Annotated in this window: 25 protein-coding genes; 14 read left to right on the forward strand and 11 right to left on the reverse strand. The window is 62.8% G+C overall.

All coding sequences use genetic code 11. The features are described from left to right. Window positions 1-9 precede the first annotated feature (9 nt). A complete protein-coding gene (locus tag ACO550_RS20030) occupies window positions 10-1,344 on the reverse strand; it encodes a hypothetical protein (RefSeq protein ID WP_315593705.1) in 1,335 nt (444 codons plus the stop codon). A gap of 252 nt (window positions 1,345-1,596) precedes the next feature. Here ACO550_RS20030 and ACO550_RS20035 point away from each other — a divergent pair, with 252 nt between their 5' ends. Together ACO550_RS20035 and ACO550_RS20040 are read left to right on the forward strand one after the other, a co-directional pair. Beyond that, entirely contained in the window at window positions 1,597-2,307 is a 711-nt protein-coding gene (locus ACO550_RS20035; RefSeq protein WP_315593706.1) for a response regulator, read from the forward strand. 31 nt (window positions 2,308-2,338) lie between these two features. Continuing rightward, window positions 2,339-4,228 carry a sensor histidine kinase gene (locus ACO550_RS20040; protein ID WP_315593707.1) on the forward strand — a complete coding sequence of 630 codons (1,890 nt, stop codon included), beginning with the start codon at window positions 2,339-2,341 and terminating at the stop codon, window positions 4,226-4,228. Between the two features lie 7 nt (window positions 4,229-4,235). Here the strand turns inward: ACO550_RS20040 and ACO550_RS20045 are convergent, their stop codons facing one another. From ACO550_RS20045 to ACO550_RS20060, 4 genes are all read right to left on the reverse strand, one after another. After that, window positions 4,236-5,531, reverse strand: coding sequence for a hypothetical protein (locus ACO550_RS20045; RefSeq protein WP_315593708.1), 1,296 nt, complete (start codon window positions 5,529-5,531; stop codon window positions 4,236-4,238). Window positions 5,532-5,631: 100 nt separating this feature from the next. Further along, window positions 5,632-6,156, reverse strand: a complete 525-nt coding sequence (locus ACO550_RS20050; RefSeq protein ID WP_315593709.1) for a carboxymuconolactone decarboxylase family protein — start codon at window positions 6,154-6,156, stop codon at window positions 5,632-5,634. A gap of 27 nt (window positions 6,157-6,183) precedes the next feature. Further along, the gene (locus tag ACO550_RS20055) at window positions 6,184-7,158 is read right to left on the reverse strand and encodes a tripartite tricarboxylate transporter substrate-binding protein (RefSeq protein WP_315593710.1); all 975 of its coding nucleotides are present in this window, start codon (window positions 7,156-7,158) and stop codon (window positions 6,184-6,186) included. A 67-nt stretch (window positions 7,159-7,225) separates the two neighbouring features. Beyond that, a complete protein-coding gene (locus tag ACO550_RS20060) occupies window positions 7,226-8,020 on the reverse strand; it encodes an SDR family NAD(P)-dependent oxidoreductase (protein ID WP_315593711.1) in 795 nt (264 codons plus the stop codon). A 105-nt stretch (window positions 8,021-8,125) separates the two neighbouring features. Here ACO550_RS20060 and ACO550_RS20065 point away from each other — a divergent pair, with 105 nt between their 5' ends. After that, entirely contained in the window at window positions 8,126-9,163 is a 1,038-nt protein-coding gene (locus ACO550_RS20065; RefSeq protein WP_315593712.1) for a LysR substrate-binding domain-containing protein, read from the forward strand. 84 nt (window positions 9,164-9,247) lie between these two features. Here ACO550_RS20065 and pstS read toward each other — a convergent pair whose 3' ends face one another. From pstS to ACO550_RS20080, 3 genes are all read right to left on the reverse strand, one after another. Next, window positions 9,248-10,252: a phosphate ABC transporter substrate-binding protein PstS gene (gene pstS, locus ACO550_RS20070; RefSeq protein WP_315593733.1), complete on the reverse strand. Its 1,005-nt coding sequence runs from the start codon at window positions 10,250-10,252 to the stop codon at window positions 9,248-9,250. Window positions 10,253-10,472: 220 nt separating this feature from the next. Further along, on the reverse strand, window positions 10,473-11,030 hold the full coding sequence (locus ACO550_RS20075) for a GNAT family N-acetyltransferase (protein ID WP_315593713.1): 558 nt from the start codon (window positions 11,028-11,030) through the stop codon (window positions 10,473-10,475). Then, window positions 11,027-12,085, reverse strand: coding sequence for a sensor domain-containing diguanylate cyclase (locus ACO550_RS20080; RefSeq protein ID WP_315593714.1), 1,059 nt, complete (start codon window positions 12,083-12,085; stop codon window positions 11,027-11,029). Before ACO550_RS20080 ends, ACO550_RS20075 begins: the two co-directional genes overlap by 4 nt. A 73-nt stretch (window positions 12,086-12,158) precedes the next feature. Here ACO550_RS20080 and ACO550_RS20085 point away from each other — a divergent pair, with 73 nt between their 5' ends. The 3 genes from ACO550_RS20085 (at window position 12,159) to ACO550_RS20095 (ending at window position 13,805) form a co-directional block, all read left to right on the forward strand. Beyond that, window positions 12,159-12,467, forward strand: coding sequence for a DUF1272 domain-containing protein (locus ACO550_RS20085; RefSeq protein ID WP_315593715.1), 309 nt, complete (start codon window positions 12,159-12,161; stop codon window positions 12,465-12,467). A 107-nt stretch (window positions 12,468-12,574) separates the two neighbouring features. Beyond that, on the forward strand, window positions 12,575-12,928 hold the full coding sequence (locus ACO550_RS20090) for a hypothetical protein (RefSeq protein ID WP_315593716.1): 354 nt from the start codon (window positions 12,575-12,577) through the stop codon (window positions 12,926-12,928). After that, window positions 12,876-13,805, forward strand: coding sequence for an ATPase (locus ACO550_RS20095; RefSeq protein WP_315593717.1), 930 nt, complete (start codon window positions 12,876-12,878; stop codon window positions 13,803-13,805). Before ACO550_RS20090 ends, ACO550_RS20095 begins: the two co-directional genes overlap by 53 nt. On the opposite strand, the gene ACO550_RS20100 is transcribed toward ACO550_RS20095, so the two are convergent. After that, the gene (locus ACO550_RS20100; RefSeq protein ID WP_315593718.1) at window positions 13,687-14,658 is read right to left on the reverse strand and encodes a LysR substrate-binding domain-containing protein; all 972 of its coding nucleotides are present in this window, start codon (window positions 14,656-14,658) and stop codon (window positions 13,687-13,689) included. The genes ACO550_RS20095 and ACO550_RS20100 overlap by 119 nt on opposite strands. A 134-nt stretch (window positions 14,659-14,792) precedes the next feature. Between ACO550_RS20100 and gtdA the strand changes: the two genes are divergently transcribed. The 5 genes from gtdA (at window position 14,793) to ACO550_RS20125 (ending at window position 19,968) form a co-directional block, all read left to right on the forward strand. Continuing rightward, window positions 14,793-15,839, forward strand: a complete 1,047-nt coding sequence (gene gtdA / locus ACO550_RS20105; protein ID WP_315593719.1) for a gentisate 1,2-dioxygenase — start codon at window positions 14,793-14,795, stop codon at window positions 15,837-15,839. Between the two features lie 85 nt (window positions 15,840-15,924). Continuing rightward, a complete protein-coding gene (locus ACO550_RS20110; RefSeq protein WP_315593720.1) occupies window positions 15,925-16,623 on the forward strand; it encodes a fumarylacetoacetate hydrolase family protein in 699 nt (232 codons plus the stop codon). A gap of 15 nt (window positions 16,624-16,638) precedes the next feature. Then, a complete protein-coding gene (gene maiA, locus ACO550_RS20115; protein WP_315593721.1) occupies window positions 16,639-17,280 on the forward strand; it encodes a maleylacetoacetate isomerase in 642 nt (213 codons plus the stop codon). 29 nt (window positions 17,281-17,309) lie between these two features. Further along, window positions 17,310-18,524 carry a 3-hydroxybenzoate 6-monooxygenase gene (locus tag ACO550_RS20120; protein WP_315593722.1) on the forward strand — a complete coding sequence of 405 codons (1,215 nt, stop codon included), beginning with the start codon at window positions 17,310-17,312 and terminating at the stop codon, window positions 18,522-18,524. A gap of 97 nt (window positions 18,525-18,621) precedes the next feature. After that, window positions 18,622-19,968 carry an aromatic acid/H+ symport family MFS transporter gene (locus tag ACO550_RS20125; RefSeq protein ID WP_315593723.1) on the forward strand — a complete coding sequence of 449 codons (1,347 nt, stop codon included), beginning with the start codon at window positions 18,622-18,624 and terminating at the stop codon, window positions 19,966-19,968. Here ACO550_RS20125 and ACO550_RS20130 read toward each other — a convergent pair. Then, window positions 19,965-20,921 (reverse strand): LysR substrate-binding domain-containing protein, encoded by a 957-nt coding sequence (locus ACO550_RS20130; protein WP_315593724.1) that lies wholly within the window; start codon window positions 20,919-20,921, stop codon window positions 19,965-19,967. The two genes, ACO550_RS20125 and ACO550_RS20130, sit on opposite strands and share 4 nt — an antisense overlap. Before the next feature lie 334 nt (window positions 20,922-21,255). Between ACO550_RS20130 and ACO550_RS20135 the strand changes: the two genes are divergently transcribed. Continuing rightward, window positions 21,256-22,251: a tripartite tricarboxylate transporter substrate-binding protein gene (locus tag ACO550_RS20135; RefSeq protein ID WP_315593725.1), complete on the forward strand. Its 996-nt coding sequence runs from the start codon at window positions 21,256-21,258 to the stop codon at window positions 22,249-22,251. A 127-nt stretch (window positions 22,252-22,378) separates the two neighbouring features. Here the strand turns inward: ACO550_RS20135 and fliD are convergent, their stop codons facing one another. Then, window positions 22,379-23,839 (reverse strand): flagellar filament capping protein FliD, encoded by a 1,461-nt coding sequence (gene fliD / locus ACO550_RS20140; RefSeq protein ID WP_315593726.1) that lies wholly within the window; start codon window positions 23,837-23,839, stop codon window positions 22,379-22,381. A 390-nt stretch (window positions 23,840-24,229) separates the two neighbouring features. On the opposite strand from fliD, the gene ACO550_RS20145 reads away from it, so the two are divergent. Together ACO550_RS20145 and ACO550_RS20150 are read left to right on the forward strand one after the other, a co-directional pair. Continuing rightward, window positions 24,230-24,541 (forward strand): hypothetical protein, encoded by a 312-nt coding sequence (locus tag ACO550_RS20145; protein WP_315593727.1) that lies wholly within the window; start codon window positions 24,230-24,232, stop codon window positions 24,539-24,541. Window positions 24,542-24,770: 229 nt separating this feature from the next. Continuing rightward, a complete protein-coding gene (locus tag ACO550_RS20150; RefSeq protein ID WP_315593728.1) occupies window positions 24,771-25,757 on the forward strand; it encodes a tripartite tricarboxylate transporter substrate-binding protein in 987 nt (328 codons plus the stop codon). Window positions 25,758-25,924: the final 167 nt, after the last annotated feature.

The raw sequence follows: 25,924 nt of genomic DNA on the forward strand, positions 1-25,924 counted from the left end.
ATTGCCGGCTCAACCCTTCCGGCACGTACCCTGCACCACGAATGTCCAGGGCACCGGGTCCGAAGCCGTGCTTTTGATTTCGGCGTAGTAGGCCATGGTGTTGGCATTCACGGGCAGGAACACCTGCGTGCGCGTATCGGTCGAAGGGGCCGGCAGGTTCCAGATCGCGGTCATCGTACCGGGTACCACGCTGGCCATGCTGTAGCCGATACCCAGCAGGTTGTTGGACAAGTTGGGCAGGAGCAGTGTGCTGGTGCCACGCTTTGCGCTTGTGACCACACCGTTGGTGTCGATGGTGAGCGTTTCAGTCACGATCGATCCATCTAGTGCCGCCCGGATGCCCAAGCCGGTGACTGCCGCATAGGCGGCGCCTGGCTCGGAGCATGTCCAGCTGCCTGCGAACTGGCCGACCGCGAGCGACTGACCGGGACGGAACACGCCGGTGCCGGTCATGGGGTTGCCTTGCGCATCGGCCATGTTGTGGTCCAGATATAGCGTCGGCACGCCATTGTCGAGCAACGGGAACACCCGGCCCCACACCTTGCCACCAAGCGTAAGCTGGTAGGCGCCCGGGTAGCGCGTCTGGTCAGCCAGCGAGAGCGTCCCTAGCAGCGCCGGAAAAGCACTGCAAGTGTCACTGTAGGTCTCGGTCTGGCACATGCGCACAGTGCCGTCGGCATTGACACGCATCTGTCCACCCATGGCGGCTTGCGTTTGCAAGTTGCCCGAGCTTGCGTAGTACGTCGACTGCGTGCGCAGGAATGTATAGGTACCCGCCAAAGTGGCAGCCGATACCGCCGTCGACACGCTGCTCGCGGTGACATGCCCCGACAGCTTGCCGCCGCCAAGCTGCTTCGGCAACCCGCCGATTTCGCCAGTCAGCGTGGTACCGGACACCGTAAATGTCACCGTGATGGTGCCCAGCACGGCGGAGACAAAGGCCGGTGGTGGATCGGCACTGTCCACTACGAGGTTGCTGACCGAATAGACGCCAGCGTTGAGCGCGTAGTCGCCAATCAGCGTGCCGCTCAGGCCAAACGCCGAGTCCGCAAAGCGGATCTTGAGCTTGCCGGCGACCGGTGCGTCCAGCGTAATGGCGATCGTGTCGCCAAAGCTGACAACCCCCATGTAGGTCACCGCAGCCGGCATGACTGGCGTCACCGCCCCTCCAGTCCCACCATTTCCACCATTGCCACTTCCCCCGGCGCTTCCACTACCGCCACTTCCACTACCGGCACTGGCGGTGCCGCTGCCCCCATCGCCACCGCCGCACGCGGCCAACGCCACGCCGATCGCCAGTGCCCCCAGTACCCACCTTGCCTGCCGTACCAATGCCGTTTTCATCCCTGACCCCTTCCCCGTTGTTGTTGGTCTGTAGTGCGTCTGTTGTTTTGATGCATGCACGCGCTGTATTGCGGTGACGCATACGACCCGCACGTGCAACAATTCGGGCGGATCGTAGCCCGATCCCTGCGGTCTGTATGTCCCCCAAACACGTGACATGCAGCCGCTCCCCCACTTTGGTGGGAACCCGCGGTTGCACGGGCCGCTGCCAACATCGTGCGCAGATTCCACGCCTTGCAGCCCAAAGCCGCCGTGTCCACAACCAGCCCTGCTCCGCTTGCCCCGCCCATTCGTGTTGCCCTGATCGATGACGATGCGCACTTCAGTGCCGCGTTTGCGCAGGCGTTGGCCAGCGCGCCAGACATGCGTGCGGCAGGAGCCGCCGCCACACTTCGCGATGGCCTGGCACTCCTGCAGCGTGCAAGCCCCGCAGACATCCTGGTGGTGGACCTTGGCTTGCCCGACGGCTCAGGCATCGATGCCATTCGCGCCACGCGCGCAGCGTGGCCGCATTGCGAAATCATGGTGGCTACCGTGTTCGGCGACGAGGCCCACGTCATGCGGTCGATTGAAGCGGGCGCCACGGGATACCTGCTCAAGGACAGCAGCGCCGCTGATATCGTGCGCGAACTGCGCTCGTTGCATCTTGGCGGCAGTCCAATGAGCCCATTGATTGCACGCCAGGTGCTGACGCGTTTGCGTGCGCCGGCATTGGACACCGTTACAGCACCGCCTCCGGCCAGTCCACCAGTCACCACGCCTGCGGCGTTGTCCCCACGCGAATACCAGGTCCTCAACGACATCACGCGCGGGTTCTCGCACGACGAGATCGCCCAGAGGCTGGCGGTGTCGCGCCATACACTGCTGACCTATGTGCGACGTATCTACGTCAAGCTGGACGTGCACTCCAAGGTGGAGGCCATCAACGTTGCGCGCACGCGGGGCTTGCTCGATGAGGATTAGGCACGGCGCATGCCATGGATGGCTCGTTGCGATGCTCCTGGCAATGCTGTCGGTAATGCTTGCCGGCGAGTTGCACGCACAGGACTTGCCTTTGCATATCACCGCTGCGCAAACGCGTATCACGCCAGACGGCTCGCTGGCGACGCCACCGATGACGCTGGATCCCAAGGAAATCGGCAACACGTGGACGGACACGCCGTTGCCCATGGTAGTCGCGCGTCATATCACGCCCGATGCCATCGACGCTGGCGCCATGGAGACGGTCTGGCTAAGGTTCACGCTGCCCCAGTCGCCATCACTGACCAGCTCGCAGGAGCCGCTGTACCTCTATGCGCCACGCTGGCAAACGGTGGGACGGCTCGCGGTCTATGCCGACGGCAAACTGCTCTGGCACTCGCGCGCCGGGCCGGTATGGAACAGCTACAACTATCCGCTGTGGATTGCCTTGGGCCATGCACCGCGTGAGATCGTCGTACGCATGGATGTCGTCGGGCAGGTCGGCGGCGCCATATCGACGGTGCGCATCGGCACCAATGGGCAACTGCTCTGGCGCTATGCGCTGCGCAGCTTCCTGCAGACGCAGTTTCCATACCTGTCGAGCGGCGCGTTGCTCGCCATCGGCATTTTCTCGCTGCTGGTCTGGTGCAAGCGCCGCGGCGAATCGCGCTATCTGCTGTGCTTCCTGGCGGCATCCAGCTACTTCCTGCACACGCTCCAGTATCTGGTCGGACAAGATCCGCTGCCGATCCCGGAAGCCTGGTTCAGCTGGCTGGCCTTCAACAGCATCGCGTGGCTGATCCTGACCTGCTATGTCTTCATATTCCGCTACCTCGGCATACGTTACCGTCGGCTTGAAGCGACGCTGATCTGCATCGTCATTTTCCTGGCCACCAGCACCTTGCCGCTCTCGTGGCTCACACACGCAGTGTTCCTGTTTCCGCTATCGAACCTGCTGCTGGTTGCCCTGAACCTGGTGGCGTCGATCGCCGCGCTGCGGGCGTCGTGGCGCGCAGGGTCGCGCGAGGCCATGCTGTTTTCTGCCTGGAACGCGATGAGCACGCCTATCGCGGTGCATGATGTGCTGCTGCAGAACTATCGCATCAGCATCGAGGGCATCTACCTGCTGTCTTACCTGGGCTGCGTACAGCTGTTGCTGTTCATGTACCTGATGTACCGGCGCTATATCGGTGCTCTGGAGGAAGTGGCGCAGCTCAACGCAAACCTCTCGGTCCGGCTCGCGCAACGCGAGGCCGAGCTTAACGAAAGTCATCGGCAGCTACGCGAAGTCGAGCGTCGCGAGACGCTCACGCAAGAGCGCCAGCGCCTGCTGCAGGACATGCATGACGGGCTCGGCTCGTCCCTGATCAGCGCCTTGCGCGTGGTCGAGCAACGTCGTGCAAAGATGGATGTCGAAGGCGATATCGCACAGTTGCTGCGCGAATGCATCGACGATCTCAAGCTGACCATCGATTCGCTGGAGCCGGTATCCGCCGACCTGCTCCTGTTGCTGGCCACGCTGCGCTATCGGCTCGGCCCACGCCTTGAAGCTGCCGGTATCGGACTGGAGTGGCAGGTCGAGGATGTGCCGGCGCTGCCCTGGCTCGATCCGCAGAGCGCGCTCCATATCCTGCGCATTCTGCAGGAAGTCCTGACCAATATCCTCAAGCACAGTGGTGCCACGAGGATCCGCGTGCAGACCAGGTCGGATGATCATGCGGTGACCGTGCGTGTACATGACAACGGCGAACCGTTCGATCATGCGCTTGTGCAAGAGACCAGCAACGGGCGTGGGTTGGCCAACCTGCGCAGGCGTGCGCGAGCAGTGGCTGCGGAGATCGCGTGGCAAGCCGACGCATACGGTACGTGGTTCGAACTACGGCTCCCCGTGGCGCACGCCATATCCGACGAGGCCGCATCGTAGCAACGCGTCAGTGGTAGCCTGCAACGCCGACGGCCGCGTGCCGGCCTTGCCGGCCTGCTATCAGCGCCCTGGCCGCTTCGGGACGCCCCTCCTTCAGATAGGCCGACACCAGCGTCAGGTCTACCAGATCGCGCTGGGCACGGCTGCCACCAATGCATACGGTGCGTGGCATGGCCGCTTCCAGCGTACGGATCGCAACGTCCCAGTCCTGAGCGGCGTAGGCCGAGAAGCCCTCGACCAGGTGGACGACGACGTCACCGGCCGCGTAGCGGTTTAATTCAAGCTTGTCGCGAATCTCCGCCAGACGCACCTGCAATGCTTCAATATCTTCCTCGACCACACAGGCGATCAGCGCGTGCAAGTCGACATAGCCCAGCCCCGCGGCCGGATAGCAGTGCTGTGCGTGGGCATGGAGTTCGCGCCAGGCAACTTCATCGCGTGGCTGCCCCGCCAGTTCCGCGCGCCACAGGAACGACACGGCGTCGGTCACGACATTGATCGGCGGCCCCCAGGCACCACCCGGATGCACACTCGCTCGATAGGCCTGCCAGGCAAGATCGGTCTTGCCAACCGCCAACGCGGCCAATGCCAGGTGCCATGACAGATGACAGTGCGTGAGGCTGCGCCTGTCATGCTGGGGCATCCAGCCTTCCAGGAATTCAAGGGCCAGCGCCGACTCGCCACGTTCATACATGACATGCGTACGAAAATGAGCCGCATGGGCATGGCGCGGATTCGCCTGCAATGCACGTTCAAGCCGTGTCCAGGCTTCGTCAAGCCGCCCGGTCTCGCCAGCGGCGAAACCGAGCACGGCATCGAACCACCAGTCCTCGCCGTAGGCCGCTGCCAATGACAACAGGTATTGGTAGAGCTGCTCCTCGTGGTCGGGATCGCCACTGAAGCCGTAAAGTCCGAACACGCTCGTGGCAGGCGCCAACACCATGCCGTCGCGCGGCCACGCCTTCAAGTGCGTGTGCATGGCCGGCATCGCCAGGGCGGATTTGCCCTCGATGCCAAGCGCAAGCACCTCGACGTGGCTCTGCTCGCGTGGCGAGTGATGTGCCACCAGCTTGCGCGCACTTCCGGCCAATTCCCTCGCCTGCGCCACCTCGCCGTCGAGGAACCAACCGCGCGCCAGGGTGATGGCGGCCAGCGCAAACGCGGGATCCAGGTCCATCGCCGCCGCCAGATGCTCACGGTAGCCGGCTACCCCCGACATCACGCTATCGACACCCGCCACATAGGCGTCGCGCGCCGGCACCGACGATGTGGACAGCGACAATCCGAATCTGTCTTCCAGCATGACGCACTCCTCACGCCATGCCCAGCGCCCGCGCGCTGCGGCCATGTCCGACTGTTATAGGTGACCCGGGTGGATTACGGTAGGCAAAGTGCCGAGTGGCCTAGCGCACGTCATGAGAATGCACCTGTAGCGCCTCAAGAAACCGGGACACCATGTTGTAGGCACCCACGGTCGCGGTCAGCTCGATAATGTGCCGCTCCGAAAACCGCTGCCGGATAGCGTCAAAGACCGGTGCATCGACCCGAATATTGCGTGTCATGGCATCGGTGTAGGCCAGCACCGCGCGTTCGGTGTCGTCGAACAGCTGGCTGTCCTGCCACGACGGCAACGCATCGAGCTGGGCCTGCGTCATGCCCTCCCTGAGCGCGATCGGCGCGTGCTGGTCGGCCTCGTAAGGCGCGCCGTTCAGAATCGCAACGCGCATGATGACCAGTTCGCGCAGCGCACCGGGTAGCGTGGACTTCTGCCTGATCGCCGTCAGGTAAGTCAGCCAGCCCTCGGCCACCGGCGGCGCATGGAGCAGCATCTGGTATAGGTGCAGCACACCACCGCGCTCCGCGGTGATGCGCTCGACAAGGGGCCGCACCAACGGATCGGAAAGGTCTGCGTAAGGGATGTTTGCCATCGCGAATCTGTCTCCTTGATTCAGGTTCTATTCCGAAACGATCACCTTGCGCTTGACAAGATCGGCCATCACGTCCGAATCCTTCCTGACGCGCGCGGCAAACGCTTCCGGGCTGTTGTTGACGATATCGAATGCGTTTTCCGCGAACCGCTTCGACACCTCGGGATCATGCATGACTTCGCGCGTAGCGCCCAGCAGCTTGTCGCGTACGTCCGTCGGCAACCCCCTGGGGGCCACCAGGCCGATCCAAGTCGGATACTCGAAGCCCGCGATCGATTCGCTCATGGTCGGTACATCGGGCAACATTGCCGAGCGCTTCGGCGAACTGACGGCCAGCGCACGGATCTTGCCCGCCTGGATATGCGGCAGCATCACGGACAACCCGGCAAACGCGTACTGGATATGTCCGCCAAGCAGGTCCGTCAGCAGCGGCGCGGCGCCCTTGTAGGGGATATGCGTCGTCGCAAGCTGCTTTGCAATGTTCAGTTGGGCGCTGTTGACATGCCCGGCTGACGCCGTACCAGCCGAACCGTACGAGGTCTCCGGATGCGTCTTGAGGTAGGCCACCAGTTGATCGAGATTCTTCACGGGCAGGTCATTACGCACGACCAGCACCTGCGGCGTGGTAACCAGCAGACTCAGGTAGTCGAACGATGTGAACGTATCGAAGCGCAGGTTCTTGACCGTATAGTGATTCACGGCCTGCGAATCCAGCGCCAGCATCAGCGTATAGCCATCGGGCTTCGCACGGGCCAGATCGCTGGCTCCGAGCGAGCCGCTGGCGCCGGGCTTGTTCTCGATGACCACGGTCTGGCCCAGTTGCTTGCCCAGCGCATTGGAAATGGTGCGTGCGGTCTGGTCTACCGCGCCGCCCGGCGCAAACGGCACGATCAGACGAATCGGCTGGTTCGGATAAGGCTGCTGCGCCCATGCCGACGACGCGCCAAGCATGAATGCAACCAGTGCGGCGGCACCGAGCAAGCGCCGGAAAATACCTGTCATCGTTATCTCCTGTTGTTATGGCTTCTGCGGGCGGGCTCTTGTGGCCCGTCCCCATATCCGATGCGGACTAGCGGGTGGCGGCAACCAGCCCGCCGTCCACCACGATCTCCGTGCCGGTGACATAGCGGCTTTCGTCCGCCGCCAGGAACAGCACGGCATGCGCGGTATCCCAGCCGTCGCCCATGCGTTTCATCGGCACCTGGTTGTTGCGATGCGCGATAAACCCTTCGGTATCGCCCTTCGCATACTTGGCCGCGAGTCCCTCGATCAGCGGCGTATGCATGAGGCCCGGCACCACACAGTTCAAGCGGATGTTGTCGGGGGCATGGATCACTGCAGTAGTGCGCGTAAAATGCATCAGCCCGGCCTTGGCCGCGGCATACGCCACTTGTGGCTTGCCCACATAGCGCAAGCCGGCCACCGATGCCACATTGACCACAGCGCCACCGCCTTGCCGCTGCATGATTGGCAGCACATGCTTGCAGCCCAGGAACGCACCCTTCAGGTTCACCTGCATCTGCGCATCCCAGACCGCTTCATCCATGTCCACAGGCCCCCCGGGCTGGGACAGGCCTACGTTGTTGACAAGGATGTCGATGCGGCCATGACGCGCCATGCAAGCCTGCACCACGCCCTCCACCTGATCGGCACGGGTGCTGTCGCATGCCATGACCTCGGCGCCGAAGCCCTCGGCCGCAATCAGGTTGCGCGTTTCGATGGCGTTTTCCAGGTTCAGGTCGGTGCCGAACACCGTGGCGCCCTGGCGCGCCATCAAGACAGCTGTGGCCCGCCCGTTTCCCCAGCCCTTGGCCACCGCGCCACAGCCCATTATCAGGGCCACCTTGCCTTTGAGATCCAGCATCCTGTCTCCGTTTCAATCGCTGACGTCAAACATTGCGGGCCTATTCTAGGCAGGCTACATTTATTGCGGAAATTCCATTTATTGATGATTTGATAGGCTGAGAGAATGAATATCACGCCGCGTCAGCTTCGTATCTTTCTGGCACTGGCCCAGTCGCTGAATTTCAGCCGCACCGCGGAGCAGTTCTTTGTCACGCAGCCGTCGCTGAGCAAGGCGGTCAAGGACATGGAAGCAGAGCTGGGGGTCGCGCTGTTCGAGCGCTCCACGCGCAGCGTACGGCTGACGCCCGCGGGGCAGCAACTGGTGCCGATGGCGCGTCGCATCGTCGGGGAATTCGATACGGGGCTGCAGCACATGCAGAACCGCGCGGAACATGAAGCGCACCGCCTGTCAGTAGCCGCGCTGCCTTCGCTAGCCAACGTGCTGCTACCTGGCGTGTGTGCCGCGCTGGAACATCGCTATGCCCAACCGCAGATTACCGTGCACGATTGCGCGGATCAGGCCGCCGTGATGCGTGTAGTCCACTATCAAGTCGACTTCGCGCTGGCGTCAGCATCGCCATCGAACCCCGAGTTGCATTACGAGGAAATCCTGCGCGACCGCTTCGTATTGCTAGCGCCTTCGGTCTGGCGCAAGCGCGTGGGCACGCGAGTGTTGATGGACAATCTTGCCGATCTGCCGCTGATCAGCATGACCGATGCCAGTACCGCGATGAAGTACATGAGCGCCGCGTTCCTGCAGCGCGGTGTGGTGTTCCGTCCCAAGCTGCAGCTCGACCAGATCGGCACAATTGCCGGCTTCGTCAAGCAGGGTCTGGGCATCGCCGTGTTGCCCTATCTGGGCATCATGCCGCTGCTGTCGCTCAAGGGGATGCACGTGGCGGAGATTGTCGGCGGACCGGTGCGATCCGTGGGAATCGTCAGCCGCAAGACGACCACGCCATCGGATATCGCCGCGCAAGCCATGGCGGAAGTGCGCGCGATTTCAGATCGGCTGAAACAGCAGGCGCCTGAATGGATCTGGCCACCGTTACAGCCACTTGCTACAACCCGGTCATCGAGGAATTCCACTGATGCCCTTGGTGGTCTCCCCTCTCCCGCCCGCGGGAGAGGGGCGGGGGAGAGGGCCGGCGGTTCAAGCTGAGACAAGTCGCAATTTGAGTCTCGATGCCCTCTCCCCCAACCCCTCTCCCGCAAGCGGGCGAGGGGAGCAAAACTGTAGGCATTTCTATTTGAACGTGGCCGACCAGTACGCGCGGATCTGCATTACCAGTGCCTGTGGTAGCGCGACATAGTGTTCGGCAAGCGCATCGGCCTGGCCCTCCATCAACGCCCACTGGAAAAATGCCAGCGCATCGCGCGTACCAACCGCATTGCCTGGCGCGCGCGGCATCAACACGAATACGGTACCCGTGATGGGCCAGACCGTCTGGCCGGGCGGATTGGTCAGCAACTGGTAGAAGTCCTGCTGTGGGTTCCATTCGGCCGCCGCCACTGCCGCGCTGAACGATTCGCGGGAAGGTTGCACGTATATGCCATCGCGATTCTGGACCGCCGCATAGGTCAGCTTGCGCTGCAGGGCATAGGTCAGCTCCACGTAACCGACAGCACCTTGCACGTTGCGGATGTAGACCGAGACACCCTCGTTGCCGCTGGCCCCGACCCCGGTTGGCCACTTCACAGTGGTGCCCGCACCGACAGTGTCCTTCCATTCCGTGCTGACCTTCGAGAGGTAGTCGGTCCAGTTGAACGTGGTCCCCGAACCGTCGCTGCGATGAACCACCACGATTTTCAGGTCGGGCAGCGGCACGCCGGGATTGACGGCGGCGATCGCGGGATCATTCCAGTTGACGATCCTGCCCTGATAGATGGCGGTCAGCAACGCGCCCGTCATGCGCAACTGGCCAGCGCCAATGCCTGCCAGGTTCAGCACTGGCACCACACCACCCACCACGATCGGAAACTGCGCCAGGCCAGCGCGCTGCAATTCGTCGGGCTTGAGCGGCATGTCCGTCGCGCCGAACGTGACATTGGCCGCCTTGATCTGACGGATGCCATTGCCGGAACCCACCGGCTGGTAGTTCACCTGCTGTCCGGTCTTGGCGTAATAGGTGGCAGCCCACTTTGACATGAGTGGGTAGACAAAGGTGGAGCCGGCTCCGGTGACATCGCCCGCTTGCGCTTGCCCAAGCCACGCACAAGTGGTCAGCAGCGTCGCCACGAATCCGCGCATCACGTGGCGCAGGAGAGCCTTCGGGATGCACGATCGGTCCATGATTGTTCTTCCTTCTGCTGGGCGCTGCCGGGCACTGCCTCACGGCGCATCGGCATATGCCGCATGCGTACCGCTTAACGAATGAGGCTAGCAGATGGCACGCGAAGAGAAAGGAATTTCCGCATGAAACCGCAAATTGTCACGAGTGATCGATCCGTCGTGAATTGTCAAAATAAGTTCACACAGCCGGGTCACGTGGCAGACGGTACAGCACGTGCCGCGTCAGTGCATGGTCTGGCGGCAGCGCAGGATGATCGAAATCGTCGGCCGTTGCGTGTCGCATGCCCAGCCGTTGCATTACACGCTCGGAACGCAGATTGATGGCCGCGGTGAACGATACGATTTCATCGAGCCGCAACACGTTGAAGCCATGATCCAGCGCCGCGCGCGCGGCCTCCGTGGCGTAGCCATGCCCCCAACTGTCGTGGGCCAGGCGCCAGCCGATCTCGACGCAACGCCCGAACGGAGGGTTCCAGGCCGGAATGGCCAGACCGGTGAAGCCGATGAAACTCGACGTCTCTTGCAGCTCCACCGCCCATAGACCAAACCCGTGCTGTGCGTGGTGCGTGACGATGCGATCGAAGAACGCATCGCTTTGGGCAGCACTCAACGTAGAAGGGAAAAACTCCATTACCCGTGTATCCGCATTGATCGCGCGAAACGGTTCGCGATCCGCTTCGCGCCACGCCCGCAGGCGCAGGCGCGATGTCGGTTCGGGTAACGGTGCGGCGCTCAACGTGAATGCACCTTGAACGCATCGCCCTGCATGCCCGCGCGATCCACGGCGGCAATACGGTTCCGGCCGTTATCCTTCGCGTGGTAGAGCTGCGCATCGATCAGGTTCAGGAAGGCCGTGGCGTCGCTGCGACCATTCGACACCGTGGTGCCCACGCCGAAGCTTGCCGTAACGCGCTGGTCGTACGGTGAACGCAGGTGGGGAATGGCAGCCGCGGCAATCAGCTCGCGGCAACGTTCGGCAATCTTCACCGCGGCGTCGGCATCGGTATTGCCCAGTACCATGGCGAATTCCTCGCCACCGAATCGCCCCAGGAAGTGATCGGGGCCCACCGCATCACGCAACACCGCGGCGATCTGCTTCAGGCACTCGTCGCCCTGCACGTGGCCGTAGTAGTCATTGAAGGACTTGAAGAAATCGATGTCCATGATGATCAGCGACAGCGGCGCACCAGATGCTCTCGATGCGGCCCACTCGCTGGCCAGAACGCTGTCGAACTTGCGACGGTTGCTCACACCGGTCAGGCCGTCGGTATAGGATAAACGCTCCAGTTCCTGCTGCAACTGCGCGAGCTTTTCCTCGGTGCGCTTGCGTTCGCTGATATCGAACATGAAACCGATCAGCGAATCGACCTCGCCTTTGTCGTTACGCACCACGTGCACCACATCGCGCAGCCAAACGTAGCCGCCGTCGCGGGTCAGCGCACGGTAGTCCGCCTCATGATCGGTCCCCGCCTGTGACTGCGACACGCAAAAATTGACCACGGATTCGCGATCGTCGGGATGCATGCGGTCGGCCCAGTCGTTCACATTCTTCCACGTCGATGGCGCCCAACCGAGCAATGCCTCGATCTGTGGACCGATATAGGCAAACTCCATCGTCGCCCAGTCGATCTTCCACGGAATCGCCTTCGTCGATTCGAGCAGCGTCCGGTAGACCGCACTGTCATCTTCACCCAATGCATGATCGGGCGGGGAAAGGGTTTCCTCGTGGCGCAGGAAAGCGGCCTTGAGCGGGCTGTTGGCGGGATCGGGGCGGTCGTCTTGGGTGGTCATGGCTGGTGAAAGACAATGGCAAGAACGAAGAGACGGCTATGATGGCACAACCCGAAACTGCAAGGAGATATCGATGCTGGAACTACGCCCCACGTGTGAGAACTGCAACACCTCCCTGCCGCCTTCTGCAACCGATGCGCGCATCTGCAGTTTCGAATGCACGTTCTGCGCCGACTGCGTCGACAACGTGCTTGGCAACGTCTGTCCGAACTGCGGTGGCGGCTTCACTGCGCGCCCCGTTCGGCCGGCGCAGGACTGGAAGAACGGCAATACGGTAGACAAGTACCCACCTTCGGCCACGGTCAAGCATCGGCCCGTCGATGTGGCTGCGCATCAGGCATTCGCGGCAGCGGTTCGCAATGTTGCGCCAGAAGATCGGTAAGCGCATCAGACCAACTGCGCGTGATCAAGGGTATGCGTTGCGAGGCGAAATGTTGTGATGTGCGGGCGTAGAATCGCCCGCACTTTTACATCATTGCGGAGACATTGATGCCAGCAACCAATCCATCCACCAAGCCCCGCAAGGCCGCCACGCGGCCGGCGCGCGCCGAACTGGTGATGACAAACTCCAGGGCGACGAACAGTGTCCGGGTGAAGTTTGGCGATGTCACCGTGATAGCGCCGAAACCCACCGAAGAGCAGGTTGAACAAGGCGTTCGGGACAGCATGCGAGCGATGAGAGGACTGGTCCGGTGCTTTCGCATGCAACCAAGTACGCCGCTGCACGGGCCGGAGATCCCCGTGTTCACCGCTGACCGAGAGAATCCCGAGCGCGTGATTCGCACATTGAATGGCAAATCCGAAAGCGGCCGCTTTCGTCGAGGCAAGTTCAAGGCTGACTAATGTCCCAACTTATTTGCCCAAAGCCATGCCAGACCGAAAAACCGTCATCCGTTCCATATCCGAGATCACGATGCTGGCCCGCGCATCGGGAAAGCCCATGGCCGTCATTCTCGCCGGACACAATGGATCCGGAAAGTCCACCCTGTGGTACGACCATATCGCCGATGAATTGCAGGTTCCGCTGATCAATGCGGACCGTATGATGTTGTCCATCCTGCCGACGGCAGGCGAAGACGGGCATCTGAGGGTCTGGGCCAAAAGACTGCGTGATTCTGATCAAAAATGGATGGCTACAGCGCAGAAGGGCGTTCATAGCTTTGTCGCGCAGGCCATGACACAGAAGGTTCCGTTCGCTGTCGAAACCGTGTTCTCCCATTGGAAGCGCAAGCCCGACGGTACGCACGAAAGCAAGATTGATCTGATCAAGGATCTTCAGGGGACCGGCTACTTTGTCCTACTGCTGTTTGTCGGCTTGGCAAACGCCTCCTTGTCGCTCGGGCGTGTTGCAATGCGCAAGGCCGAGGGTGGACACGCAGTAGCCGTTCAGAAACTACTGCGTCGATTTTCTCGGACACAGCATGCCGTCCGGCACGCCGTCCCCATCGCCGATGCGGTCATCCTTGTAGACAACAGTGGTTCCGCCTCTCGTCCCTTCACGCCGTGCTTTGTAAGTGCAGGGCCAGATATACTCTATGACCTTCGCAGGAACGGGCATATACCGGCCGAAATGGTGAGGTGGCTGAATATTGTCGCGCCAATCACCGATTGGCCGCACCCGGAGAATCCAACCCTGAAGCCTCCCCCACCGCATCGGGCACCGTCCGGTCCGCCGCCCTTCGCAAGCATTCCAGCATCGACACCACCGCCGAGCGCTTGAGGCCGTCGTCGCGCCAGTACATCGACACCGAGCCGAAGCCTGCCAGCCGCAGCGGCACGATGCGGAGCGCCCCGAGTTCTTCGAGTCGTCGCGCGGTGCGGTGCGAAGCGAGCCCGATCATGTCGCTGTTATTGAGCAGCGTGAGGTTGAGCACCGTGGAATTGCTCTCCACCGAATCCGCCGGTAACGGGTAGCCCGCGCTGGCCAGCGCCGCTTCCAGTGCGTTGCGGATCGGCGTGCCGCGAGGCCACACTACCCAGCGGTGGGCCTGCAGGTCGCGCCATTCCACCTGGTCACGCAGCATCAGCGGGTGGCGCGGCCGCGCAACGAAATGGATCGGCTCCATGTAGAGCGATTCGCTGCGTACCTGCGCGTCCTGCAGTTCCGGTGCCGAGCGACCCACCACGATATCGAGCTCGCTGTGCGCCAGTTGGCTCATCAGCCGGTCCATGGTGGTTTCCACCAGCCGGACCTGCGCGCGCGGCTGCCGTTGCAGCAGCCCAAGCACGGCCAGCGGCACGGTATCGGCCGCCGATGCGCCCGATGTACCCACCACCACGATCCCACTGCCGCCATCGCGCATGGCTTGCAGGTCGTCGCGTGCCGTATCGAGCTGGGCCTCGATCCGGCGAGCGTGATCGATCAGTGATTCCCCATAGGGCGTCGGCCGTAGCCCACGCGCCTGACGCTCGAACAGTGGCAGGCCGATATCGTCCTCGAGGTCCTTGAGCCACTTGGATAGTCCAGGCTGGGTGGTATTGAGCATGGCGGCCGACTGGCTCATGTTGCCGGTCTCCGCCAGGCTCAGGAGCATCTGCAAATTGCGCAGCCTAAGGCGCTGGGTCCAGTCCATATCGGTCTACCTATATATTTTTTAGTATGCATCCAAGCAAAACTTCATTTCAAATCTTATAGCGTGCGGCGTATAACTCCAAGCAACAGCAGATGCCAATCTCACTGGCACCGACAAAAGCAGATGGAGACACCATGTCAGAGCACTCGCTTGACCCGGCCCGCGCCGCGTACTACGAACGCATCGGCCATAGCCATATGACCCCGCTGTGGGAATCGCTGCATGCACTGGTACCGCCGCAACCACGGCCGCAGATCGTTCCCGCCATCTGGAAATATGCTCAGGTCCGCCCGCTGGTCATGCAGGCCGGCAGCGTCATCAGTGCCGAAGAGGCCGTGCGCCGCGTGCTGGTGCTGGAAAACCCGGGCCTGCCAGGCAAATCGAGCATCACTTCGACGCTGTATGCGGGCCTGCAACTGATACTGCCGGGCGAAGTGGCCCCGAGCCATCGCCATACGCAGTCGGCATTGCGCTTTATCGTCGAAGGCAAGGGCGCGTGGACCGCCGTCAATGGCGAGCGCACCACCATGCATCCCGGCGATTTCATCATCACGCCGTCGTGGACCTGGCATGACCATGGCAATCCCGCCGAAGCCGATGGCGGCGAGCCCGTGGTCTGGCTCGACGGCCTCGATATTCCGCTGGTGCAGCAGTTCGACGCGGGCTTTGCGGAGAACTACCCCGAAGCGCAGCAACCGGTGCTGCGGCCCGAAGGCGACAGCTTTGCGCGCTTTGGCCACAACATGGTGCCGGTGCGCCATCGTGTCAGTGACCCCACCTCGCCGATCTTCAGCTATCCATACGCACGCTCGCGCGAAGCGTTGGAGCAGCTGTTCCGCAATGGCGATCTCGATGCGTGGGACGGCGTCAAGCTGCGCTATGTGAACCCCGCCACCGGCGGCTGGCCGATGCCGACCATCGCCACGTTCATGCAGTACCTGCCGGCCGGCTTCCAGGGCAAGACCTATCGCAGCACCGATGCCACGGTCTACAGCGTGGTGGAAGGTAGCGGCACCGTGCGCATTGGCGATGCACAGTTCCAGTTCGAGCCACGCGACGTGTTCGTGGTCCCATCCTGGGCGCCCGTGCAACTGGGTGCCATCGAGGATGCCGTGCTGTTCAGCTATTCCGACCGCCCGGTACTGTCCGCGCTCAACCTGCTGCGCGAGTCGCGCACCTGATCGATTTCCATATCGCTTGCCATCGGCGCACATGTCATGCGCGCCGCGGCCCCCGTTCACCCTTTTTTTGCTGGGAACCACAACCATGAAGTACGTCTTTACGCCCCCCGCCACCGTCGCCGTTCCCGTTGCCGGCACCGACGATGTGTTCGCCGTACGCCGCGTCTACTGCGTTGGCCGCAACTACGCGGCACACGCCCGTGAAATGGGTTTCGATCCCGACCGCGAACCGCCGTTCTTCTTCTGCAAGCCGGCCGATGCGGTGATTCCGGTGCCGGACGGCCAGACCCTGGAGCTGCCCTATCCGTCGCAGACGCAGAACTACCACTATGAAGCGGAACTGGTAGCCGTGATCGGCAAATCCGGCGCCAACATCGCCGTGGAAGATGCGCTGCAATACGTGTATGGCTACGCCGTGGGCCTCGACATGACGCGCCGCGACCTGCAGATGAAGATGCGTGAAATGGGTCGTCCGTGGGAAATCGGCAAGGCCTTCGATGCGTCGGCACCGATCGGCCCGATCCACCGCGTCAGTGAGGCAGGTCATCTTCAAGACGCCGCCATCACGCTGACCGTCAACGGTGAGACAAAGCAGAGCAGCAACGTGACGCACCTGATCTGGTCGGTAGCCGAAACCGTGGCCTACCTGTCGCAGTTCTTCCGCCTGGAACCGGGCGATGTGATCTACACGGGCACGCCCGAAGGTGTCGGCGCGGTCAAGGCTGGCGACCTGATGGTGACTGCCGTGGCGGGCCTGGGCGAACTCAAGGCGCGCGTCATCTGATCTTGCGGGACTATCATGCAGCTCTATAGTTTCTTTAACAGCTCCACGTCGTATCGCGTGCGGATTGCGCTGGCCCTGAAGGGCCTGCCTTACGACTACCTGCCCGTCAACATCCGCACGGGACAGCATCGCGAAGCGGAATACGTGAACGGGATCAATCCGTCGGCCAGCGTGCCTGCACTGGTGGACGGCGATTTCTACCTGAGCCAGTCGCTGGCCATCATGGACTATCTGGACGCACGCCATCCGGAACCGCGCCTGATCCCGCAGGATCCGGTGCAGCGTGCGCGCGTGCTGGAACTGGCCAACCTGATTGGGTGCGACATCCATCCGGTCAACAATCTGCGCGTGCTGCGCTATCTGGACGGCGTGCTCAAGGTCACGCCCGAACAGAAAGACGCGTGGTATCGCCACTGGATCGACGAAGGCATGGCTGCCGTGGAGCGCCTGCTGACCCGTCATGGTCACGGCAAGTACTGCTTTGGCGATACGCCGACACTGGCCGACGTGACACTGGTTCCGCAGATTGCCAACGCTCTGCGCATGGGTTGCGACCTTTCCGCCTATACGCGCGCCATGGCCATCCATGAACACGCATCGGCGCATCCGGCCTTCGCGGCCGCCGCGCCAGCGCGCCAGCCCGACTACACCGCCTGACGTCGCGACCGACAGGCCAGGAGACAACCATGACAAAGACACCACGAAGCGACCGCAAGGTCCTGATCATCGGGGGCGGCATCGGCGGCCTGGCCGCGGCGCTGGCGCTGGCGCGCAAGGGCATCCGCATCGAACTGCTGGAGCAGGCCGAGCACATCGGCGAAATCGGCGCCGGCATCCAGCTCGCGGCCAACGCGTTCGCGGCGCTCGACGCGCTGGGCGTGGGCGAGGCCGCGCGCGGCCGGGCGGTCTTCACCGACTACATCCACCTGCGCGATGCGATCGACTGCAGCGATATCGCACGCGTCGATGTGGGCCAGGCGTATCGCGAGCGCTTCGGCAATCCGTATGCCGTGATCCATCGCGCCGATATCCACCTGTCGATCCTCGAAGCCGTACAGCACCATCCGCTGATCGAGTTCCGCACCGCCACACGTGTGGAACGGCTCGAACAGGACGACAAGGGCGTGACCGTGATCGACCAGCATGGCGAGCGCCATCGCGCCGACGCCGTGATTGGCTGCGACGGTGTCAAATCCGCCATTCGCGAAGCACTGATTGGCGATGAGCCGCGCGTCACCGGCCATGTGGTCTATCGCGCCGTGGTCGAGGTGGACAACATGCCCAAGGACCTGCAGGTCAACGCCCCCGTGGTGTGGGCCGGCCCGCACTGCCATCTGGTGCACTACCCGCTGCGCGGTGGCCAGCAATACAACCTCGTGGTGACGTTCCACAGCCGCGAGCAGGAAGTCTGGGGCGTGCGCGACGGCAGCAAGGAAGAAGTGCTGTCGTACTTCGAAGGCATCCACGCGCTGCCGCACCAGATGCTGGACCGCCCCACGTCCTGGAAGCGCTGGGCCACCGCCGACCGCGATCCCGTGGAGCGCTGGAGCTTCGGCCGCGCCACGCTGCTTGGCGATGCGGCGCATCCGATGACGCAATACGTTGCACAGGGCGCCTGCCAGGCGCTGGAAGACGCCGTGGCGCTGGGCGCCGCCGTGGATGCGGCCGAGGGCGACTTCGAGGCTGCATTCAAGCTTTACGAGCAGGCACGTATTCCGCGCACCGCGCGCGTGCTCTATGGCGCGCGCGACATGGGTCGCGTCTATCACGCCAAGGGTGTGGACCGCTTTGTACGTAACACGCTCTGGGTAGGCCGCACGCAGACGCAGTTCTACGATGCGCTGCAGTGGTTGCATGGCTGGCGTGCCGAGCAGGCGCTGAGCCCGACTCCCTGGCTGTAAGTCAGCACCTGCGCAGTACCCAGCAATCCCGCAGCAAGAGAAGCGGCCACAAGAGCCGCCTCGCCATCCTATTCCCCGTATTTCCGGAGGAGACAACATGTCCGCCAACTCCACGTTGAACGTGACCACGTTCATCGATCGCCAGCCGCTGTCCGCTTTCCAGGTAACGATCGTCGTCCTGTGCTTCCTGATCGTTGCGATCGACGGATTCGACACGGCTGCCATCGGCTTTATCGCCCCAGCCATTCGCGCCGAATGGCAGCTCACGCCCGCGCATCTGGCGCCGCTGTTCGGCGCTGGCCTTGGCGGACTGATGGCCGGCGCGTTCCTGTTCGGCCCCCTGGCCGACCGCTTCGGCCGCAAGACCGTGCTGGTGTTCTCGGTGCTGTTCTTCGGCGTGGCCAGCCTGGCATCCGCATGGTCGCCAGGTCTGTGGGAACTGATCGTGCTGCGCTTCCTTACCGGTCTTGGCCTGGGCGGCGCGATGCCGAACGCCATCACGCTGACCTCCGAGTACTGCCCTGCCAAGCGCCGTTCATTCCTGGTGACCACGATGTTCTGCGGCTTCACCGTCGGCTCGGCGCTGGGCGGCCTGGCTTCGGCAGGCCTGATCGAGGCGTTCGGCTGGCGCTCGGTGCTGCTGGTAGGGGGCGTGCTGCCGCTGCTGTTGTCGGTGGTACTGATCTGGTCGTTGCCGGAATCGGTGCGCTATCTCGTGGCGAAGGGGCGCCACCATGTGCGGGTGCGCGCGACGCTGCTTCGCATCGCCCCGCATGCCGATCTGCAGAACAGCTCGTTTGTCATCTCGGAGACGCCGGGCAACCATGGTTCGCCGGTTCGGCACCTGTTCAAGCCGGAGCTGCTGCGCGGCACGCTGCTGCTGTGGCTCACGTTCTTCATGAGCCTGCTGGTGATCTATCTGCTGTCGAGCTGGTTGCCCACGCTGCTGCGCGGCACCGGCATGTCGCTGACTACGGCCGCACTGGTCACCACGATGTTCCAGGTTGGCGGCACCGCTGGCGCCATCGCACTGGGCTGGCTGATGGATCGCTTCAATCCGCACTATGTGCTGGCTGCGAGCTATGCACTGGCAGGTGTGTTCGTGGCGGCTATCGGCAGTCTGGCGGGCGAGCCGGTAGCTGCTGGCGCCGCGGTGTTCTTCGCGGGCTTCTGCGTGTCGGGTTCGCAGGTTGGCGCCAATGCGTTGTCGGCCAGCTACTACCCGACCGATTGCCGCGCCACGGGCGTTAGCTGGGCCAATGGCGTGGGCCGTTTCGGCTCGGTGGTGGGCTCGGTTGGCGGCGCCACGATGTTGTCGATGGGGCTGACAATGCCGGCGCTGTTCGTGCTGGTCGGCATCCCGGCGGTCATCGCCGGGGGCACCATGCTGTCGCTGGGCATCGTACGGCGCGGCCGCATGACGCACGAACTGGCCGCAAGCTAGTCTGCGGGACGGCGCTTGCCTCGCTCGGCCGGCGGGACGGCCCGCCGCCGTTCTGCCGCATCCTGCCGCAGCGCATCGGCGAACGCGCGCACCGCTGGCGGCAGGTGACGTCCCACCATGGTCTGGATCTGCAACGCGCGCTGCTGCATCGCGCGGCCAATGATCGGCACCAGTACACGACGATCGGCACGCAGCGTGTTACGCACTGCCAGCGAGCCGGTCAGGTAGACCACATCGACATGGTTCTGATAGGCGACCAGCGCACTCAATGAATTGCTGGTCAGCAGCACCTGCGGCCGCAGGCCCTCCAGGCTGCATGCAAGATCGAACAGTTGCCGTAGCGTATGCACTTCGCTCGGCAGTACCAGCGGATGCATGACCAGTTCGCGCAACGGCACGCGCGCCATGCCGGCAATCGGATGATTGCGGCTCACACAGGCAAAGATGGGCGCGGCTTCCGAATACTCCACCGCAATGCCGGCCTGGTCGGCGATCGCAAACGTCAGCGCAATGTCGACATCGCCGGCGCGCACCATCCGCGTGGCCTCGGCCGCGGTGACTACCTCCAGCGCGAAGGTCACGCCCGGGTATCGCCGCTGAAACGATGCAATCAAGGTTGGCACATACTCGCGCGCAAAACCTTCGGTGCAGGCAACCCGCACCTTGCTGTGCGCGAGCCCCATCAAACCCTGCAGGTCGGCCTGCAGGGTCTCGGCGTCAAGAAACGCACGGCGGCCGTACTGTTGCACCACGCGGCCGGCATCGGTCAGGCGCATGCCGCGCGGTTCCCGGTCGAACAACACCACACCCAGTTCTTCCTCGAGCCGGGCAATCTGCCGGCTGATGGCCGATACGGCCACATGCAGCGTCTTCGACGCCGCCGTCAGCGAACCTGTCTGCGCCACCTCCAGGAAGTAGGCAAGCGGTACGGCGTGAATCGAGGTCAGTTTCATTGGCGGCTTCCGTGGCATCCATGTGCGATCTTCGCTTTCCGCATCTTACGTGCATTGCACAAAAACCCTTGCCAATTTTAGAAAGGTCCGTTCTGCTACGCGCGCCCGCCTCTGGTGCCTGCATCGTGCCGACATTCGCGTGATGACGGCACTTCGTACCACGGCTGCACCGCTCGCAAGCCATTGATGGCATGGCACGCGCCATCGGGGTGCCATCGGCGCGCTCCGAACGCGGATGCCTGCGTCACATTCCTGACACGCGATTTGCGGACTTTTTCGCCAAACCGGACTGGCTGGCGGTATCGTTGGTCATCAACGTCACCAAGGGGAAAACATGGTTGGAGCACCGCAGAAGAAATGGGTCCGGGCCGGCATGCTGATGGCAGGCGTTGCAGCCTGTCTCTCCACCACGCCCTCCGTCGCGGCCGCCGCGTATCCGGACAAGCCGATCAAGCTCGTTGTGCCTTTCACGCCGGGTGGTTCCACCGATGTACTGGGACGCTTGCTGGCAAAGAAGCTCAGCGAAACGCTCAATGCATCGGTCGTCGTGGAGAACCGTGCCGGCGCGGGAACGATCGTCGGCGCCGACTACGTCGCCAAATCCGCGCCCGATGGCTACACGCTGCTATTGAGCGCGGCCACTACATTCACGATTAACCCGGTCACCTATGCAAAGCTGCCATATGACCCGCTGAAGAGCTTCGACGCACTGGGCCTGGTCGGCTCGACGGGCCTGGTATTGCTGGCCAACCCGTCAGTGAAGGCGAACTCGCTCAAGGACCTCGTTGCCATGGGCAAGAGCGATCCGAAGGGCCTGACCTATGGGTCGTTTGGCGCAGGGACCACGTCGCACTTTGCTGGCGAGATGATCAATGCGGCCACTGGCCTGCACATGCTGCACGTGCCATACAAGGGCAGTTCACCGGCCATGTCCGACCTGATCGGCAACCAGATTCCGCTGACCGTCGACACCGTCGTGGCCGCTGCACCGATCCTCAAGGCCGGCAAGATCAAGGCGCTGGCAGTGACGTCAGCCACGCGCTCCGCGTTGCTGCCCGATGTACCGACCGCCGCCGAGAGCGGGTATCCAGCCGTGAACCTGTCAACGTGGTTTGCGGTAGTGGGCCCCAAGGGCCTGCCCGCACCCGCCAGGCAAAAGCTGGAGGCAGCGCTGGCAACCGTCATGAAGGACCCGGACATGCAGAAAAGCATGACGACCAATGGCTTCGAGCCCGAGTACGGTACTGCGGCAGACTATGCAAAGCGCGTGAACAGCGAGATCCCGCGCCTGAAGAAGATTGCCGAAGCGGCGAACATCAAGGCGGATTGAGGTTGCGGCGTTGGGTGGTCTCCCCTCTCCCGCCGCGCGGGAGAGGGGAGCGAAACCGAGAGCATCTGAAAATCAAACAAAAAAAGGGCAATAGCTTCCGCCATTGCCCTTTTCTACACCAGAGTCCTTACTTCTTCGTCGCGTTGTTGAGCGCGTTGAACTGCTGCGTCAGGTAGTTGCTGGTCTGGTTCATCTGGCTGACCATCAGGTCAAGCTGCGTGAACTGCTTGCGATAGCGTTCGATGGTTGCCTCGACGCGGTCGTTGGCGGCATTGAAACGCTTCTCCAGATCCTTCAGGGTCTTGTCCAGACCGGCGCTGGCGGCGCCCAACGGACCCTTGTCGGCAGTTACGCGATCCACCACATCCGACAAGCGGCGCGCAAACCCGCCCGTCTTGCCGTCGCCGGAAAACAGTTGGGTCACATCGCGCAGGTTGTCCTTGAGCGCGGCGTCGAGCTTCTTGTTGTCGATGGCCATCGTGCCATCCTTCTGCATCGACACACCGATCGCCGCCAGCATCTTCGGCGCGTTCTCCGCCATGCCAGTTTCCGGGCTGTTCAGCACCGCGCGCAGCGAAGTCTGGATGCCGCGCAGCACGCCGTCGCCATTCAGCGCACCTTTGGTACCGGCTTCGGTGTCGAATTGCGTCAGCGTCTTGGCCGACGACTGGATATTGTTGTAGGCGGTGACCAGCGTCTGGATCGATGCCTTGATGCTTTCGGTGTCCTGCGTCATCGACAGCGAGGTCGAGCCCGTCTTCTTGAGCGTCATCGTCACGCCCTGCGCGGCATCGACCACGGTATTGGAAGCGCTGGTAATCGCAATGCCGTTGACCGTCAACGCGGCATTGGTGGCACGCAGCGTCTCGGTCATGCCGTTCGAACCCGGGGTCTCCGGGTTGTAGCCAGCCAGCGACTGCAGTTCCGGCGACGAGCCGCTCACGCGCATGCTCATCGCCTCTCCGGTCTTTTCCGAGGTCAGGATCAGGCGGAACGGCTTGGTACTGCCATCGTTGATGATGCTGGCCTTGACGCCAATGTTCGACTTGTTGATCGCGTCGCGGATGTCCTGCAGCGAACCCTTGCCCGGCTCGATCGTGACCGTCTTCGGATTCGGCTCCTTGTCGGTGGACGTATTGGCCGTGAACTTCGGATTCACATAGGTGCCCGAGGTCTCGTCGAAGCCCGTGGTGGTGCCGAATTCGAACGTCACCGTGCCAGATCCCACCTCCGCGTCCTGCTTGGCATAGCCGATTCCGGCCAGCGACTGCGCCTGCGCCAGGCGGGTCACGTTGACGTTGAGATCGCCCGGTACCGCGGTGCTGCTGGTGGTCACGCCAAGGATGTCGGCATTGCCGACATTGGCCTTGACCGCACCGAACGTCGCTGAATTCATCAGCGTCTTGGCTGCGGCCTGGAAGCTGGTCAGCACGCTCTTGACCGTGCCATAGGCGGTCAACTTGGTCTGGTAGGCCGTGTGCTGCTGCTGCATGGCCTTGAGCGGCGCGCGCTCGGCGTCGGCCAGATTGTCCAGCAGGGTGGAAAGCTGAAGGTTCGAGCCAATACCCAAGGAAGAAACGGATGCCATTTTTTGTGCCCTTCTTTTTTTGTTTCTTTGGATGGCATCCATGCGCTGCGTCGCCTGAATGCCCTGACATCCATCGTTTACGTCGCCCGCTTTTTGTTCTTTAGCTTTCCTGGTACGTAATCGATACAAAGACGATACAAAAATGCCCTCAAGTTTTCTGAGTGTGAGTAATGACTCACGGGCTGACCCTTTATCAGAATGTAAGAAGCTAACTTGCGAGGGAAAGTCGGTGCAGCGCGAGATAGCGCTGACAAACAGGGCCTGCGAGCGCAGCCTGTATGGATACATTGGATACAACAGCTTACAAAGACGATCTCTGCAAGGTCAACGGTCGCCCCAGGGGGCCGTTACTATCGGCATCCATCGCAGCAAACCGACATCGGTGCCCATATGTCCAGGATCCTTTTCGCAAGTCTGATCGGCTTCGCCGCCCTCGCGGCTACCAGCGCGGCCGAAGCGCATGTCAATGTCGACGTCGGCATTGGCGTGCCGGCCTACGTGGCGCCGCCACCCGCGCCGGTCTACTATCAGCCGGCGCCGGTCTATATGGCGCCGCGCCCCGTGATCGTCGAGCCGCGCCCGGTAGTCGTGGCCCCGGGCTATTACGAAGGCTGGCGCGAGCATGAATGGCGTGAACGCCAGTGGCGTCATGAACAACGCCGTCGTGAACGCGAATGGCGCCGCTGGCACGACGACGACTGAGTCTGTCTGGCCGCCTGCGTCCTGCCATGCAGTACGCCTGGAGGCCATTCGCCGCACCGCCCGGCATCACGGTGCGGCTATCGCACAGTGCCGCGGCAAACCCGGGGCAGACCCGAACTACGGCGCCACGCTTCCTCACTGATAATCGGCAAGGCCGAGGCACTCGGCCGCCGAGCCCAAGGGCCACGACTGGACCTGGGCGCAGAAGAAAATCAGTGAAGGAGATGTAGTGAGTATCAAGCGTCAAGCTACGCGCGTTGCGTGCGGGGTGGCCGTTGCCGTGGCCACCGTATTTGCCAGCCAGATTGCCAGCGCCGCCGACGCATGGCCCACCAAGCCGATCAAGGTCATCGTGCCGTACACGCCGGGTGGTTCCACCGACACCGTGTCGCGCGTGGTATTCGAGAAAGTGGCGCAGAGCCTGGGCCAGCCAATCATCATCGAGAACAAGCCCGGTGCCAACAGTACCCTGGGCGTAGGCCTCGCCGCGCGTTCCGCGCCAGATGGCTACACCTTTGTGTCGGTGCTGGCCGCGTACAGCGCGAACATGTCGCTGTACTCGAAGCTCAGCTACAAGCCGTCGGAGCTGACACCGGTGGCCGAGATGGCAGAGCTTCCGCTCATCCTGTTTGCCAGCAAGAAGCTGCCGGTGAAAACCGTTGCGGAACTGGTCGACTACGGCAAGAAGCATCCCGACACGTTGACGTTCGGCTCCAGCGGCGTTGGCAGTTCCGCCCATCTGACCGGCGAGCGGCTGGCGATGGAATCGAAGGTCAAGATGACCCACATTCCCTACAACGGTAGCGCGCCGATCCTGCCTGCGCTGGTCTCCGGAGAAGTCTCCGTGGCATTCGACCCACTGCTGGTGCCGATGCCCCATGTGAAGTCCGGCAAGATCAACGCACTGGCCGTGGCATCGGCCAAGCGCTGGCCCGGCGAGCCGAATATTCCGACCATGGAGGAAGCCGGCTTCCCGGGCTTTGTGATGAGCTCATGGACTGGACTGCTGGCACCGGCCGGCACTCCGCAACCGATCGTCGACCGCATGGCAAAGGAAATTGCCGCGGCCACACGCAGCGCCGATGTGGCGAAGAAACTCACGGAGCTGGGCTTTATCCCGGTGGGCAGTACGCCTGACGAGTTCCGCAAGCTGATCGAGCGCGACACCACGCGCTATGCACAGATCGTGAAGGCCGGGAAGATTACGCTGGATTGATTGCGCTTGTTGCTCCCCTCTCCCGCAATGGCGGGAGAGGGGTCGGGGGAGAGGGCAATGAGGTTCAAATTGCGACTAGACTGTGGTTTTTGGGGGGGCCGCGGCCCCCCCCCCCCACCCCCCGCCCCGGGTCTGGTCCCGGGGCATGGGGGGGAGCGGGGGGTTAG

The organism is Cupriavidus sp., from assembly GCF_057315035.1.

Bases quoted from the DNA above. Each gene is read 5' to 3' on its own strand.
- ACO550_RS20125 (WP_315593723.1), top strand. From the start codon at position 18,622: ATGTCCGCCAACTCCACGTTGAACGTGACCACGTTCATCGATCGCCAG.
- ACO550_RS20055 (WP_315593710.1), bottom strand. From the start codon at position 7,158: ATGACAGGTATTTTCCGGCGCTTGCTCGGTGCCGCCGCACTGGTTGCA.
- ACO550_RS20065 (WP_315593712.1), top strand. From the start codon at position 8,126: ATGAATATCACGCCGCGTCAGCTTCGTATCTTTCTGGCACTGGCCCAG.
- ACO550_RS20060 (WP_315593711.1), bottom strand. From the start codon at position 8,020: ATGCTGGATCTCAAAGGCAAGGTGGCCCTGATAATGGGCTGTGGCGCG.
- ACO550_RS20080 (WP_315593714.1), bottom strand. From the start codon at position 12,085: ATGACCACCCAAGACGACCGCCCCGATCCCGCCAACAGCCCGCTCAAG.
- ACO550_RS20090 (WP_315593716.1), top strand. From the start codon at position 12,575: ATGCCAGCAACCAATCCATCCACCAAGCCCCGCAAGGCCGCCACGCGG.
- pstS (WP_315593733.1), bottom strand. From the start codon at position 10,252: ATGCGCGGATTCGTGGCGACGCTGCTGACCACTTGTGCGTGGCTTGGG.
- ACO550_RS20040 (WP_315593707.1), top strand. From the start codon at position 2,339: ATGCTCCTGGCAATGCTGTCGGTAATGCTTGCCGGCGAGTTGCACGCA.
- ACO550_RS20145 (WP_315593727.1), top strand. From the start codon at position 24,230: ATGTCCAGGATCCTTTTCGCAAGTCTGATCGGCTTCGCCGCCCTCGCG.
- ACO550_RS20030 (WP_315593705.1), bottom strand. From the start codon at position 1,344: ATGAAAACGGCATTGGTACGGCAGGCAAGGTGGGTACTGGGGGCACTG.
- ACO550_RS20130 (WP_315593724.1), bottom strand. From the start codon at position 20,921: ATGAAACTGACCTCGATTCACGCCGTACCGCTTGCCTACTTCCTGGAG.
- ACO550_RS20085 (WP_315593715.1), top strand. From the start codon at position 12,159: ATGCTGGAACTACGCCCCACGTGTGAGAACTGCAACACCTCCCTGCCG.
- ACO550_RS20135 (WP_315593725.1), top strand. From the start codon at position 21,256: ATGGTTGGAGCACCGCAGAAGAAATGGGTCCGGGCCGGCATGCTGATG.
- ACO550_RS20095 (WP_315593717.1), top strand. From the start codon at position 12,876: ATGGCAAATCCGAAAGCGGCCGCTTTCGTCGAGGCAAGTTCAAGGCTG.
- fliD (WP_315593726.1), bottom strand. From the start codon at position 23,839: ATGGCATCCGTTTCTTCCTTGGGTATTGGCTCGAACCTTCAGCTTTCC.
- ACO550_RS20110 (WP_315593720.1), top strand. From the start codon at position 15,925: ATGAAGTACGTCTTTACGCCCCCCGCCACCGTCGCCGTTCCCGTTGCC.
- ACO550_RS20050 (WP_315593709.1), bottom strand. From the start codon at position 6,156: ATGGCAAACATCCCTTACGCAGACCTTTCCGATCCGTTGGTGCGGCCC.
- ACO550_RS20100 (WP_315593718.1), bottom strand. From the start codon at position 14,658: ATGGACTGGACCCAGCGCCTTAGGCTGCGCAATTTGCAGATGCTCCTG.
- gtdA (WP_315593719.1), top strand. From the start codon at position 14,793: ATGTCAGAGCACTCGCTTGACCCGGCCCGCGCCGCGTACTACGAACGC.
- ACO550_RS20045 (WP_315593708.1), bottom strand. From the start codon at position 5,531: ATGCTGGAAGACAGATTCGGATTGTCGCTGTCCACATCGTCGGTGCCG.
- maiA (WP_315593721.1), top strand. From the start codon at position 16,639: ATGCAGCTCTATAGTTTCTTTAACAGCTCCACGTCGTATCGCGTGCGG.
- ACO550_RS20120 (WP_315593722.1), top strand. From the start codon at position 17,310: ATGACAAAGACACCACGAAGCGACCGCAAGGTCCTGATCATCGGGGGC.